Annotated in this window: 15 protein-coding genes; 13 read left to right on the top strand and 2 right to left on the bottom strand. The window is 69.6% G+C overall.

From position 1 onward, the window contains the following. The first annotated feature begins 325 nt into the window (after nucleotides 1–325). Nucleotides 326–1,147 carry a phage shock protein PspA gene (gene pspA / locus NA4_RS35060; protein ID WP_067479844.1) on the top strand — a complete coding sequence of 274 codons (822 nt, stop codon included), beginning with the start codon at nucleotides 326–328 and terminating at the stop codon, nucleotides 1,145–1,147. A gap of 139 nt (nucleotides 1,148–1,286) precedes the next feature. After that, the gene (gene pspM, locus NA4_RS35055; RefSeq protein WP_084497734.1) at nucleotides 1,287–2,177 is read left to right on the top strand and encodes a phage shock envelope stress response protein PspM; all 891 of its coding nucleotides are present in this window, start codon (nucleotides 1,287–1,289) and stop codon (nucleotides 2,175–2,177) included. A gap of 10 nt (nucleotides 2,178–2,187) precedes the next feature. Here pspM and NA4_RS35050 read toward each other — a convergent pair whose 3' ends face one another. Continuing rightward, nucleotides 2,188–2,388: a hypothetical protein gene (locus NA4_RS35050; protein WP_067479842.1), complete on the bottom strand. Its 201-nt coding sequence runs from the start codon at nucleotides 2,386–2,388 to the stop codon at nucleotides 2,188–2,190. Between the two features lie 251 nt (nucleotides 2,389–2,639). Between NA4_RS35050 and NA4_RS35045 the strand changes: the two genes are divergently transcribed. From NA4_RS35045 to NA4_RS35020, 8 genes are all read left to right on the top strand, one after another. Continuing rightward, complete coding sequence (locus NA4_RS35045; protein WP_067479840.1) at nucleotides 2,640–4,169, top strand: bifunctional phosphatase PAP2/diacylglycerol kinase family protein; 1,530 nt, start codon at nucleotides 2,640–2,642, stop codon at nucleotides 4,167–4,169. A 159-nt stretch (nucleotides 4,170–4,328) separates the two neighbouring features. Next, nucleotides 4,329–4,493, top strand: coding sequence for a hypothetical protein (locus NA4_RS41765; RefSeq protein ID WP_157172319.1), 165 nt, complete (start codon nucleotides 4,329–4,331; stop codon nucleotides 4,491–4,493). Between the two features lie 79 nt (nucleotides 4,494–4,572). Beyond that, nucleotides 4,573–5,211: a PRC-barrel domain-containing protein gene (locus NA4_RS35040; RefSeq protein WP_067479838.1), complete on the top strand. Its 639-nt coding sequence runs from the start codon at nucleotides 4,573–4,575 to the stop codon at nucleotides 5,209–5,211. A gap of 257 nt (nucleotides 5,212–5,468) precedes the next feature. Next, entirely contained in the window at nucleotides 5,469–5,642 is a 174-nt protein-coding gene (locus NA4_RS41760; protein WP_169811181.1) for a hypothetical protein, read from the top strand. 78 nt (nucleotides 5,643–5,720) lie between these two features. Next, nucleotides 5,721–6,431, top strand: coding sequence for a PIG-L deacetylase family protein (locus NA4_RS35035; protein WP_067479837.1), 711 nt, complete (start codon nucleotides 5,721–5,723; stop codon nucleotides 6,429–6,431). 127 nt (nucleotides 6,432–6,558) lie between these two features. After that, nucleotides 6,559–7,716: a glycosyltransferase gene (locus tag NA4_RS35030; protein WP_067479850.1), complete on the top strand. Its 1,158-nt coding sequence runs from the start codon at nucleotides 6,559–6,561 to the stop codon at nucleotides 7,714–7,716. A 58-nt stretch (nucleotides 7,717–7,774) separates the two neighbouring features. Then, nucleotides 7,775–7,969 (top strand): DUF3046 domain-containing protein, encoded by a 195-nt coding sequence (locus tag NA4_RS35025; protein WP_067479836.1) that lies wholly within the window; start codon nucleotides 7,775–7,777, stop codon nucleotides 7,967–7,969. Then, nucleotides 7,966–9,213 carry an aminoglycoside 3'-phosphotransferase gene (locus NA4_RS35020; protein WP_245671732.1) on the top strand — a complete coding sequence of 416 codons (1,248 nt, stop codon included), beginning with the start codon at nucleotides 7,966–7,968 and terminating at the stop codon, nucleotides 9,211–9,213. Before NA4_RS35025 ends, NA4_RS35020 begins: the two co-directional genes overlap by 4 nt. A 16-nt stretch (nucleotides 9,214–9,229) precedes the next feature. Here the strand turns inward: NA4_RS35020 and NA4_RS35015 are convergent, their stop codons facing one another. Then, nucleotides 9,230–9,745, bottom strand: coding sequence for a CGNR zinc finger domain-containing protein (locus NA4_RS35015; protein ID WP_067479846.1), 516 nt, complete (start codon nucleotides 9,743–9,745; stop codon nucleotides 9,230–9,232). 155 nt (nucleotides 9,746–9,900) lie between these two features. Here NA4_RS35015 and NA4_RS35010 point away from each other — a divergent pair, with 155 nt between their 5' ends. From NA4_RS35010 to NA4_RS35000, 3 genes are read left to right on the top strand one after another with little or no spacing between them, the layout of a single operon-like run. Further along, a complete protein-coding gene (locus NA4_RS35010) occupies nucleotides 9,901–10,362 on the top strand; it encodes a VOC family protein (RefSeq protein WP_067479834.1) in 462 nt (153 codons plus the stop codon). Between the two features lie 31 nt (nucleotides 10,363–10,393). Further along, complete coding sequence (locus tag NA4_RS35005; protein WP_067479832.1) at nucleotides 10,394–11,278, top strand: pyridoxamine 5'-phosphate oxidase family protein; 885 nt, start codon at nucleotides 10,394–10,396, stop codon at nucleotides 11,276–11,278. Between the two features lie 28 nt (nucleotides 11,279–11,306). Continuing rightward, the gene (locus tag NA4_RS35000; protein ID WP_067479828.1) at nucleotides 11,307–11,756 is read left to right on the top strand and encodes a nuclear transport factor 2 family protein; all 450 of its coding nucleotides are present in this window, start codon (nucleotides 11,307–11,309) and stop codon (nucleotides 11,754–11,756) included. Nucleotides 11,757–11,814 lie beyond the last annotated feature (58 nt).

Raw genomic sequence — 11,814 nt, 5'->3', positions numbered from 1 at the left:
CCCGCACCGGCCTCCGCCTCGATGTCGGCGGCCGGGGCCAGCCCGCTGCCGCTGGCCGAAGACACCAGGATCGTCATTCCCGCGCCGCGAGCGGACATGCTGGTCCTGGTGAAGGGTATGTGACGCGGTAGGAGACATGGTCGTCGCGGCAACGCTGCGGGCCGAGGCGAAAAGCGGATAGATTCTCCATAAGGCGTCCTTCGGGCCGGGCTCGCCCGGCCGGGCTGCCACATGGTGGAGGATAGGCATATATCGAGTGCGTGACGGTCGCGCACTGGAGTCGCGCCCCCGGGCGCGGCATGTCAGATGGAGGCGGGATCAATCGATGGCTAATCCGTTCGTCAAGGCCTGGAAATACCTGATGGCCCTCTTCGACGCCAAAATCGAGGAGCACGCGGATCCGAAGGTCCAGATTCAGCAGGCTATCGAGGAAGCCCAGCGGCAGCACCAGGCCCTGTCGCAGCAGGCCGCGTCGGTCATCGGCAATCAGCGTCAGCTGGAGATGAAGCTGAACCGGCAACTGGACGAGGTAGAGAAGCTCAACGCCAACGCGCGCCAGGCCGTGTTGCTGGCCGATCAGGCCGGCGCGGCGGGCGACACCGAGAAGGCGATCCAGTACACGAACGCCGCTGAGGCGTTCGCCGCCCAGCTGGTCACCGCCGAGCAGGCCGTCGAGGACCTGAAGGTCCTGCACGATCAGTCGCTGCAGGCCGCGGCCCAGGCGAAGAAGGCCGTGGAGCAGAACGCGATGCTGCTGCAGCAGAAGGTCGCCGAGCGCACCAAACTGCTCAGCCAGCTGGAGCAGGCCAAGATGCAGGAGCAGGTCTCCGCGTCGCTGCAGCAGATGGATTCGACGCTGTCGGCGCCGGGCACCACGCCGAGCCTGGACGCGGTGCGGGAGAAGATCGAGCGCCGCTACGCCAACGCGCTCGGTGCCGCCGAACTCGCGCAGAACTCGGTGCAGGGCCGCATGCTCGAGGTACAGCAGGCCAGCATTCAGATGGCCGGGCACAGCAAGCTCGAACAGATTCGCGCGTCCATGCGCGGCGAGCAGCTGCCCGCGGGCGGCGCCCAGACCGCCATCACTCCGGCGCAGCCCAATGCGGCGCAGCCGCAGATGAACAAGGGACAGGCCGCGCAGCAGTAGCTCGCGGACGGTCATTCGGCGAGGATGTGTCGGTGGGGGCTGCTTCACTGAAGGACATGGCATGGGTCCCCGACCGGCCGGCCGTCGGCCGGGTCGAACCCGTGTCCGTCCGATGCGCGCGACCGGTGGGAGAGATGGCATGAGCGGCAGTGGATTTCGCGAGCGGCGGATCGAAACGCGGCGCCCGCGCGGATCCGCGCTGATCCGGGCGCAGGCCGCGCTCGCGCCGCAGCCGGGCAGCCTGCCCGACAGCATTCGTGAGGTCGGCGAGAACGCACTGGTCGCGGTGCGGCGCTGGGCCGATCCGCGGGAGCGGGAGTTGCGCCGTCGCCGCAGGGCCCGCCGCCGCAGTTTTCAGCTCGGCACCGTCTCCGGCCTCACCACGGCGGGAACGGTTGGGCTCGTGGTCCTTTCGGCGCCGGTCTGGGCCGTGGTCGTGGTCGGCGGCGGTGCGGTCGCGCTGGTGACCGGCGCGGCGCTGAGCACCCGCCGGTATCTGCGGCTGCGGGGCGCTCCGCTGCCGCAGGCGGCGTTCATCCCGCGGAAACAGCCGCCGCCGTGGTCGAACGCCCGTCCGCCGATCGCGCGATTGGTACGGGCGGAGAAGGCATTGCACGGGCTCGGCACACAGATCGCCCGCTCGCGGCGCCTGCCCCGAGAAGAGTTGGCCGACATGCTGGAGACGGCCGCGTCGGGGGCGGCGGCGCTGCACGCGCTCGCCGCCGACATCACGGCGATGGAGCAGGGGCTCGCGGCGATGGGGCGCGCGGATTCGCCTGCGGCCGTGGCGCTCACCGAGAACCTGCGGCTCATCCTGGGCAGGCTCGATACCGGCGTGGCGGAGTACGAACAGGTCGTCGCCGCGGCAGGCCGGATTCTCGCGGTCCCGGACAACACCGTGGTGCGGCACAATTTCGACGCCATCGTCGCGGATCTCCGGCATGCCTCCGACCGGCTGGACGGATGGGCTCAGGCCCTCACCGAGGTCGCCGACCGATCGGTGCCCGCGTCGCCGCGACCACCGACCTGATCGGTGCGCCTCAGCGCGTCCGGTCCCGGCCGCGCAGCTCTTCGGCCCTGGCGCGGAACGCCGCACCCACCAGTTCGCGGCTCTCGGCCACGAGGTCGAGCACCTCCCAGGACGCTTTGCGCGCGGCGGAGCCGACGATCCCCGCGATCGCCGAACCGTGCCGTCGTGCCGCTGCGGCGAGTTCTTGTGCCAGCTCGTTCGTTTGTTCCATCAGGTCCGGCCGTCACGTGGGGTTCAGTGCATGACTGTGTGCTGAGTGGGGTATCGGCATGGATGGGCCATCCCTTCTTCTTGTCGTTCAAGGTCATTGCGCTTGGAAGATCAGAGTACATCCGTGCACTGAATTGGGGTACCGTCCAGGTGGAGCGCGCGCTGCTTTCCCCGGCGGCCGCAATTACGCTGGTCGGCAAGGGAATTGACCAGCTCAGACCCGCCGCCCGAGCACATCGGTAGGCTTCGGCGATGCGGCTTCTTCCGACTCGCAGGCGCGACAGTGCGCGTGTCGCCGGTCTGGCGCGCGGCCTGGATCGCTGGTTGGTCGATCGCAGCGCGCACGTCCGGCCGACGCCGGCGGATCGGGTGCTGAAAGGGTTGAGCACCGCGGCCGACAAGAACCGCCTGTGGATCGCGCTCGGCGCGGTTCTGTTCGCCGCCGGAGACCGCTCGGCGCGGCGCGGCGCGGTGCGGGGTCTGCTCGCGCTGGGAGTCGCCAGCGGCGTGGCCAACGGGATCGCCAAGCCGCTGCTCCCGCGCCGCCGTCCGCCCGACGAATCCGTTCCTTTCGTGCGCAGGTTGGTTGCTCCGCCGGTGTCGTCGTCGTTCCCGTCCGGGCATTCGGCTTCGGCTGCCGCGTTCGCCACGGGCCTGGCGCTGGAATCACCGGCGACGGGCGCCATAGTGGCTCCGGTCGCCGCCGCGGTCGCCTATTCGCGGGTGCACATCGGCGTGCACTGGCCATCCGACGTCGTCGCCGGGTCGCTCTTCGGTGCCGCGGTCGCGCTGGTCACCAGACGGTGGTGGGCGGTGCGTGGGGACGAACCCGCTGCCCTCGGCCCGGTCGAACACATCGAGCCCCTGCCCGGCGGCGCCGGGCTCCTGCTGATCGGCAACCCGCAGGCGGGAGCGGGCGGCGACGTGCTCGCCGAGCTGCGCGAGCGGTTGCCCGCCGCCACGGTGCTGGAGATCGGCGGCGCGGAGGATGTCGAAACGCGGGTCGAGGACATGGTGCGCCGCGACGACATCGTCGCGCTCGGTGTGGTCGGCGGCGACGGAACGGTGTCCACCGTCACGCAGTACGCGGTGCGGCACCGATTGCCGCTCGCGGTTTTCGCGGGCGGCACACTGAACCATTTCGCCAGGGACGCGGGGGTGGAGGATCCCGAGGTGACCTTCGCCGCGCTGGAGGCGGGCGATGCGGTGCGCGTGGACGTGGCCGAGGTGCGTTTCGACGACGCCGGCGAACGAATCTTCGTCAACACCGCCAGCCTCGGCGGGTATCCCGATTTCGTCCGCATCCGGGAGCGCTGGCAGCGCCGTGCCGGAAAGTGGCCTGCTGCGGGAATCGCCATGGTGCGCGTGCTGTTCCGCGCGCAGCCACTGCGGGTCACCGTGGACGGCACCCGTACCGCGCTGTGGATGCTGTTCGTCGGAAACGGCAGCTACCAGCCGGCCGACCAGATCCCGATGTCGCGCCCGAGGTTGCGCGGCGGCACCCTCGACATCCGCTACCTCCGCGCGGATATTCCGCTCTCGCGGTTGCGCCTGGTCGCCGCGGCGTTCACAGGCACGCTCGGATCCTCCGCCACCTACGTGCACCGGCGGGTCTCCGGGCTGGAGGTCCGGGTGGCCGAGGAGCCGGTCTCGCTGGCGACCGACGGCGAAGTCGACCATCGGGGCACGGTCTTCCGGTTCCGCGGCAGGCCCGCAGAGCTGGTCCTGATCAAGAGCGGGCATGCGGCGCATCCTGCGGCGCACCAGGGCCGCAATAGGTAGCGCGGAGTTTGCTGTGTGTCGAAGCAGTGGCGACGACTCCACTGAATTCGTTCGAATTCGGTTTGATCGGTAGCACGTGGGGTAGTTGCCACCCTGTAGCTGATCGACCCCCGACCTGGCTCAGGGCCGGGACCATGCACAACTGGGTAGGAGCACGTCATGCTCGATGTTTCCCACCGGCAATCGCTGCTCGACGAGGATACCCAGCGGCTGGACATCAGCCGCTATCTGGCGTGTGAATCCGCCGACGACCCGGTGCGCAAGGCGCGCAGGACACAGCGCGTCGACGCCGGACTCGGCGCCGATCGATCCACAAGCGACTGACCCTCTTTCTCGGTACGCGCGGTGTACGGCCGCGTTCTGTCGGGCTGCGCATCGCACCGAACGAACTGCGGAGGAACCCATGACCGAAATGCTGGAAACGCTCATCGGCAGCTCTGTGTACGACCCCGGCGGCGCCAAGATCGGCAAGGTCAAACGGGTCTACGTGGACAACAACTCCGGTTCGCCCACCTGGGTCGCGGTGTCCACCGGGCTGTTCAGCCCCGACGCCTTGGTCCCGCTGGCCGGAGCCGAGCACCGCGCCGACTCGGCCGTCTTGCAGGTGCAGGTCGAGAAGGAGGCGGTGAAGGCTGCGCCTCAGCTGGACCATGACGGGCAGATCAGTCCGCAGGCGGAGCAGGAACTGTTCGACCACTACCAGATCGACCCGGACTGCGCCGCGTGGGACGTCTACGGCCAGCAGCCGCTTCCGGACCAGCGGCCGCGTGCCGAGACCGGGATGCCGCGCGCGGACGAGCGCTGCGATCTCGGCACCGATCAGCAGGATGTCGGCATGGCGCGGATGCGCACGTACCTGGAGAGCGAAGAGGAGACGCTGCGCATGCCCGCTACCGGCGACCCGATGCGGATCAAACCCGAACCGATCGCCGACGCGTACGCCGTCGACTCGGCCGATCTCGGTATGCAGGAGCCGGAGGTCCGCCCGTACGAAGACCGCCGCACCGACGGGATGGAGGACCCCGAGCGCCCCAGGCGCTGACCAGGGCGTCCGGACCGGCCGCGCCAGGGTGTCCGCCCCGGCGCGACCGAGCCGGCCGACGCTGCGGGGTCCGCCACGTCGAAACCGGACTTTCGTCCTGCGAGCACGAGATCCGAACCCGCGGTGACGCCCCGACCGAAGCAGGCCCGCTGTGGGGGTGAACCCTGATTTACACCCGGATATCCCGTCTCACCTGGTGATTCCCCACCGGACAGGTGTCATGCTCGAAGCAGAAACGGACTGCTGGGAGGCATGACATGTTGTGGAAGATCATCGGCGTCGTCGCGGTCGTCTGGATCGCGCTGGCCGTCATCGGGGCGCTGATCAAGGGGCTGTTCCCGATCCTCGTGATCAGCGCCATCGTGTTCGGGCTGTACCTGCTGTACAAGGCGGTGTCGGGCTCGGACAAGTCGACGGTGAGCAAGCTGTAACGACAGCGGGGCCCGGGTGGCGTCGGTCTTGGCGTCGCCCGGCTGGTCACCGGCACGGCCGTGCTTGAATGATCTCTCGTGGATCAGGTTCCGGAAGACTGGCAGCGCGGCTTGGTGATCGTCGCGCATCCCGACGATATCGAGTACGGCGCCGCCGCCGCGGTCGCACGGTGGACCCGGCAGGGCAAGGACGTTCGCTACGTGCTGGTGACCAGCGGAGAGGCCGGTATCGCCGGTGTGCGGCCCGCGATCGCCGGACCCCTCCGAGAGGCCGAGGAGATCGCGTCGGCCGAGGTGGTGGGCGTGCGCGAGGTGGAGTTCCTCGGCTACCCGGACGGCCGGGTGCGCGAGAGCCTGGAACTGCGCCGCGACTTGGCCGCCGCGATCCGCAGGCATCAGCCGGAAATGGTGGTGCTGTTCAACTTCGGCGACACCTGGGCGCCCGGCTACGCCAACAGCGCCGATCACCGCGCCGTCGGGCGCGCCGCCCTGGATGCCATCTCCGATGCGGGAAACGAGTGGATATTCCCGGAGATCGCCGAGTGGAAACCGTGGTCGGCACGCTGGGCGGCGGTCGTCGGACCGGTCGCCACGCACGCGGTCGACGTCACGGAGACGCTCGACTTGGCGGCCGCCTCGCTCGCCGAACATCGCCGCTACCTCGAGGCGCTGAGTTCCGAGCCCGTCGCCGATCAGGTTCGCGCCGTCGTGGAGCGGGCGACCGGCCCCAAGGACGGTTTCCCCGCCGCGCACGCGGTCGGTTTCGAGCTGTTCTACTTCGGCGGCTGATCCGCGTTTCGCCGGCCGGACGCACGGCGTGGGCGATGGCGCCACGGTGGCCGGAGATCATCGAGGCATCGGACGCGCCACGACCGGGTGCCATCCGGCCCAGGTGGCCGTGTGGCAGGCTAGGCGGATGCGAGTAGCCGTTGTCGCAGGCCCCGATCCCGGGCACGCGTTTCCCGCTATCGCGTTGTGCTTGCGGTTTCTGGCCGCCGGTGACGAGCCGGTGCTGTTCACCGCTCCGCGCTGGTTCGAGGCCGCGCTGGCGGCCGGGATCGGCGTGCGTCGGCTCAAGGGCCTGGCGCCACGGCCGGTGGACGACGACACCGACGCGGGGCAGCGTATCCACGGGCGGGCCGCGCATATCTCCACCGAGATCCTGCCGGAATTGAGCGCCATGCTGCCCGAGCTGGTCGTCTCGGATGTGCTGACCGCGGGCGGCGGGATGGCCGCGGAACGACTCGGCGTGCCGTGGGTGGAACTGTCCCCGCATCCGCTGTATCTACCGTCGAAGGCGTTGCCTCCCATCGGAAGTGGCCTGGCTCCCGGCGCGGGCCTGTGCGGGCGGATGCGCGACGGTTTGTTGCGCGGCATGACCGCCCGCGCTCTTCGCCACGGCCGCCGTCAGCGGGAGCGCGCACGCGAGAGCGTCGGGTTATCGGCCGTCGATCCCGGTCCCGCCGCCCGTCTGATCGCCACTTTGCCCGCGCTCGAGGTGCCGCGCCCCGACTGGCCGGAGGCGGCTCACGTCATCGGTCCGCTGCTGTGGGAGCCGACCGATGCGACCCTGGAGCTTCCGCCTGGCGATGGGCCGCTGGTCATGGTCGCTCCCTCCACCGCGCACACCGGCGTCGCGGGGATGGTCGAGACCGTCCTGGAGGCACTGGACGGTACCGGTGTCCGCGTGGCGATCTCGATGCTGGACACACCACCGGCCGGCCTTCCCTCGTGGGCGACAGCCGGGCTGGGCCGCCAAGACGAACTCCTGACCCACGCCTCCGTCGTGGTGGGCGGCGGCGGCCACGGCCTGCTCGCCAAGTCGCTGTCCGCCGGCGTCCCGATCGTCACCGTTCCCGGCGGCGGCGATCAGTGGGAACTGGCCAATCGTGCTGCGCGCCAAGGCAGTTCGATCGTCGTCCGCCCGTTGTCGCCCGGCGCTGTGCGTGCCGCGGTCGAGGAGATCCTCGCCGTCCCCGGCTACGCCAGGGCCGCCGAAGCGGCCGCCGCGCACGCCGAACTCCCGGACCCGGTCGCCCTCTGCCACCGGATTCTCCAGCCCGTCCATCCCTGACCGGCAAGGGGCGTGCCACTGACCTGGGGGCTCATGGGAGGCGGGTAAGTTCGGAACGGTGCGGTTGACCGAGTTCCAGGAACTGTTGCACACCGAGTTCGGTGTCGCCCGGGGCGATGCCCTGCTGACCGATCATGTGATTCCCGCCTTGGGCGGACGCACCGGCGCCGACGCCATCGAGGCCGGCGTCGATCCCCGCGATGTGTGGCGCGCGTTGTGCGCGGAGTTCGACATACCCAAGGCGCGCTGGTGAACGCGCCCGGCGGGGTCGAGCACGATGACGGGCCGCTCTACCGGTTCGACGAGCGGCAGCGGATGATTCCGCACGACCCGGAGCGCCTCGCGGCGCGGGTGGCGCAGGCTCAGCCCGTCGGTTTCGCGGATTTCCGGCAGACCGGTATCGAGCTGATGCTGCTCGGTCGCTACGACGAGGCGCTGGATCACCTCGATCGTGCGCTGGAACTGGTGGATACCGAGCGTCGCAGGATCACCGTGTGGATCAACCTCGGCGACGTCTACCGCTACCGCGGCGACGCGGGCACGGCCGAGACGCTCTACCGTCGCGCCGTGCAGCACGCGCGGGCGGCCGCGCCGGACGTGCTGTCGTTCGCGTTGCAGCATTTGGGCAAGGCGCTCGCCGAGCGGAATCAGCTCTCGGAGGCGCACGCGCTGCTGACGGAGGCGATGCGGCTGCGCCTCGCCGAAGGCGAACCCGAGGAGATCGAATCCACTCGCGACGCCCTGGACACCCTGGCCGACCTGCCGATTCCATTGCCGCCCATGGTCGCCGCGCTGCTCGGCGAGTCGCCGACGTGGTCGGACGAGCACGAAGGCATGAGCGGCGACGTCGTGTTGGTGAACGGCGCCTATTGGCTCAAGCGTGGACCGAGGGCGGTCGCCGAATACGAACGCCTGCAGTGGTTGCGCGACCGCGGGATTCGCTTGCCGGAGGTGGCGGCGTTCGAGGACGACGTATTGCTGCTGGCCGACGCGAGCGCGCCGAGCCTGGCCGCTCGGGCGGGCACCGACGGCGAGTATCCGGCCTCGATCGGCACCGTGCTCGGCTCGGTATTGCGGCGGCTGCACAGTATTCCGGTCGTCGAGTGCCCGTTCGACGGACGGCTCGACGTGGTCCTGGCGCAGGCGCGCCGCCATGTGATCGAAGACCTGGTCGATCCGGACGACTTCGACGAGGACAACCGCGGCTCGACTCCGGCGCAGATCCTCGCGCGGCTGCTGGCGCAGCGCCCGGCCCAGGAGGATCTGGTGGTCGCGCACGGTGATTTCACTCCCTCGAACGTGCTGGAGAACGAAATCCTGCTCGATCTGGGCGCGCTCGGCGTCGCCGACCGCTACCGCGATCTGGCGCTGGCCGTGCGTGATCTGCGCGAGGACTTCGGCGACGCCGAGGTGACCGCCTTCTTCGCGGCTTACGGCCTGGCCGAGCCGGACGAGAGCCGACTGGAGTACTACCGGCTCCTCGACGAATTGTTCTGAGCCTGGGTTTCGCGCGTCACACCTTCCGCGCGTAGTGCCGGGCCGCTTTGGTGCGGTTGCCACACGTGGCCATGGAGTGCCAGCGCCGGGTGCCGTTTTTCGAGGTGTCGTAGAAGAACAAGACGCACTCCGGGTGCGCGCACTGACGGATTCGGTCGGGCGCGGCGCGCAGTAGGTCCAGCAGGTTGTCCGCGGCCAGCCAGGCGGGCAGCCAGGGCTTCTCGGGAACATCCACCAGATCGGCGGGCCCGGACTCGGTGAGTGCGCGCCGGATCCGGCCGTGCGCGAGCACCTCGTTGAGCGCGTCGTGGGAGGCGTGCACAACCACGTCGTACACGGCCGCGCGGGCGGCCAGCACCGCGGTGAGCGTGGCCTCGTCGGCGCTCGCTCGATCGGCGAGGCCCGCCGACGCCAGCCAGATGCGCAGGCCTGCTACATCGGTGAGCAGATCCTGCGGTCCGTTCTCGATCCACCGTGTGTTCAGCAGATCGAGCGCCAGGGGTTCACCGAGGTGGGGGCGTGGATCGGGCATGCCCGAGGGTATCGAGTTCGCGTCGGTGAGCATGGCGACCACCTCCCCTATAACCAGTTAAATCTATTTCAACGGTTGACACTGTTGCTTCGATCTCAGTATGTTCTAACCTGTCAAACCGTTGAAGACGGTTAAATATTTCTGGGAGGAACACCATGACCGCAGTCGCCGCGCCTCAGCTCGCCACCGGGCACATCGGATTGAACGTCTCCGATCTGGATCGCTCGGTGGACTTCTATCGCCGCGCTCTCGGTTTCGAACAGCTCGCCGCGAGCACCGACGCCGAACGCCGCTGGGCTTTCCTCGGCGCGGACGGCAAGCTCGTCGTCACGCTGTGGGAGCAGAGCGACGGCACGTTCTCCACCGAAACGCCTGGGCTGCACCATCTCTCGTTCCAGGTCGACACCATCGACCAAGTGCGCGCGGTGGAGCGGGCGCTGCGCGAGTTGTCGGTCACCTTCGCCCACGACGGGGTGGTGGCGCACGGAGAGGGCGTCGCCTCCGGGGGGATCTTCTTCACCGACCCCGACGGCATCCGGCTCGAGGTCTACGCGCCCAGCGGCGCCGAATCCGCCCCCGCCCCCAGCGGCGCCGCCCCGACCTGCGGGTTCTTCTGATCTCTCGGCAGGACGCGACAGGAGAAGCGTGATGGAGCCGTTCCATGCCGGGGAGGTCGCCATCCAGCGCCGGATGAGCCAGTCGCACATCGCCGAGCGGGTCGGGCGGATGATCCGCCCCGAGATCCCCGCGGTCGCCGCCGACTTCCTGGCCGAACAGCGGATGGTGGTGCTCGCCGCCGCCGACGCGACGGGCCGGCTGTGGGCGAGCGAGCTGGTCGGTCCGCCGGGATTCGTGCACGCGGTCGACGACCGGACGATCGTGGTCGGCGCCCGGCCCGCCGCGGCCGACCCGCTGCACGAGACGCTGACCCACCACGCAGGCATCGGCATGATCGCCCTGCAACCGCAGCGGCGCAGGCGGATGCGGGTCAACGGGAGCTCGACGCCGGAGGGTCCGGGCCTGCGCATCGTCACCGATCAGGTGTATTCGAACTGTCCGAAGTACATCTCCCGCCGGGATATCGAGAGCTACACGCCGGAAGCTGCGGCGCCGACGGCCAGGCACAGCGGCGAACTCGACCGGGACCAGCAGGCCGCGGTGGCGGCGGCCGACACGTTCTTCGTCGCGACGGCCGACGCGGACGGCAACGCGGACGCCTCCCATCGCGGCGGGAATCCCGGCTTCCTGCAGGTGCTTTCGCCCACCCGGCTGCGCTGGCCGGACTACCGGGGCAATTCGATGTTCATGACGCTCGGCAACATCGAGGTGAATCCCCGGTGCGGAATCCTGATCCCGGATTGGGCCACCGGGGCGGCTCTCCAGCTGACCGGCACCGCCGAACTGGTCTGGGCGCCGGAAACCTTCGCCACCGGCGCGCAGTGCTCTCTCGACTTCACCATCGAGGAAGTGGTCGAGCGGTGTGGGGGAGCGCTGCGCTGGGGAACCGCCGAGCTCTCGCCCGTCAACCCGTGAAATCTGTCTACAAGAAGGGAGTCGTCCCATGCGACCTCCGCTACCGCCATTCGACGCGGCGTCGGCCAGGCTCAAGGTGCAGGCCGCCGAAGACGCCTGGAATACCCGCGATCCCGAGCGCGTCGCCGCCGCGTACACCGAGGATTCGGTGTGGCGCAACCGCGACGAGTTCTTCACCGGCCGCGACGCCATCGTCGAGTTCTTGACCAGGAAGTGGTCCATCGAGAACGGATACGCCCTGCGCAAGGATCTGTGGGCCTTCGAAGGAAACCGCATCGCCGTGCGTTTCCAGTACGAATGGCACGACGACTCGGGCCGATGGTGGCGCAGCTACGGCAACGAGCAGTGGGAGTTCGCGCCGGACGGGCTGATGTCCCGGCGCGAGGCCAGCATCAACGATGTCCGGATCGAGGAGTCCGGCCGGCGCATCCTCGGGCCGCGCGAGCCGGGCGACGAGTCGGTGCTGCCGCAGCAGTAGGGACCCCGGACGCCACCGCCGCATCGTCTGGTGCGGCGGTGGCGCGGCGCGTTCGGCC

Source organism: Nocardia amamiensis NBRC 102102 (genome assembly GCF_001612745.1).
Lineage (GTDB): Bacteria > Actinomycetota > Actinomycetes > Mycobacteriales > Mycobacteriaceae > Nocardia > Nocardia amamiensis.
Note: the sequence above shows the minus strand (reverse complement) of the source record. Positions and strands in the feature narration are given on the sequence as shown.

What these genes read in the sequence shown, in the direction of transcription:
- NA4_RS35005 (WP_067479832.1), top strand. Translation starts at nt 10,394, where the DNA reads ATGGAGCCGTTCCATGCCGGGGAGGTCGCCATCCAGCGCCGGATGAGC.
- NA4_RS35040 (WP_067479838.1), top strand. Translation starts at nt 4,573, where the DNA reads ATGACCGAAATGCTGGAAACGCTCATCGGCAGCTCTGTGTACGACCCC.
- NA4_RS35010 (WP_067479834.1), top strand. Translation starts at nt 9,901, where the DNA reads ATGACCGCAGTCGCCGCGCCTCAGCTCGCCACCGGGCACATCGGATTG.
- NA4_RS41760 (WP_169811181.1), top strand. Translation starts at nt 5,469, where the DNA reads ATGTTGTGGAAGATCATCGGCGTCGTCGCGGTCGTCTGGATCGCGCTG.
- NA4_RS41765 (WP_157172319.1), top strand. Translation starts at nt 4,329, where the DNA reads ATGCTCGATGTTTCCCACCGGCAATCGCTGCTCGACGAGGATACCCAG.
- NA4_RS35000 (WP_067479828.1), top strand. Translation starts at nt 11,307, where the DNA reads ATGCGACCTCCGCTACCGCCATTCGACGCGGCGTCGGCCAGGCTCAAG.
- NA4_RS35045 (WP_067479840.1), top strand. Translation starts at nt 2,640, where the DNA reads ATGCGGCTTCTTCCGACTCGCAGGCGCGACAGTGCGCGTGTCGCCGGT.
- NA4_RS35015 (WP_067479846.1), bottom strand. Translation starts at nt 9,745, where the DNA reads ATGCCCGATCCACGCCCCCACCTCGGTGAACCCCTGGCGCTCGATCTG.
- NA4_RS35050 (WP_067479842.1), bottom strand. Translation starts at nt 2,388, where the DNA reads ATGGAACAAACGAACGAGCTGGCACAAGAACTCGCCGCAGCGGCACGA.
- NA4_RS35030 (WP_067479850.1), top strand. Translation starts at nt 6,559, where the DNA reads ATGCGAGTAGCCGTTGTCGCAGGCCCCGATCCCGGGCACGCGTTTCCC.
- pspA (WP_067479844.1), top strand. Translation starts at nt 326, where the DNA reads ATGGCTAATCCGTTCGTCAAGGCCTGGAAATACCTGATGGCCCTCTTC.
- pspM (WP_084497734.1), top strand. Translation starts at nt 1,287, where the DNA reads ATGAGCGGCAGTGGATTTCGCGAGCGGCGGATCGAAACGCGGCGCCCG.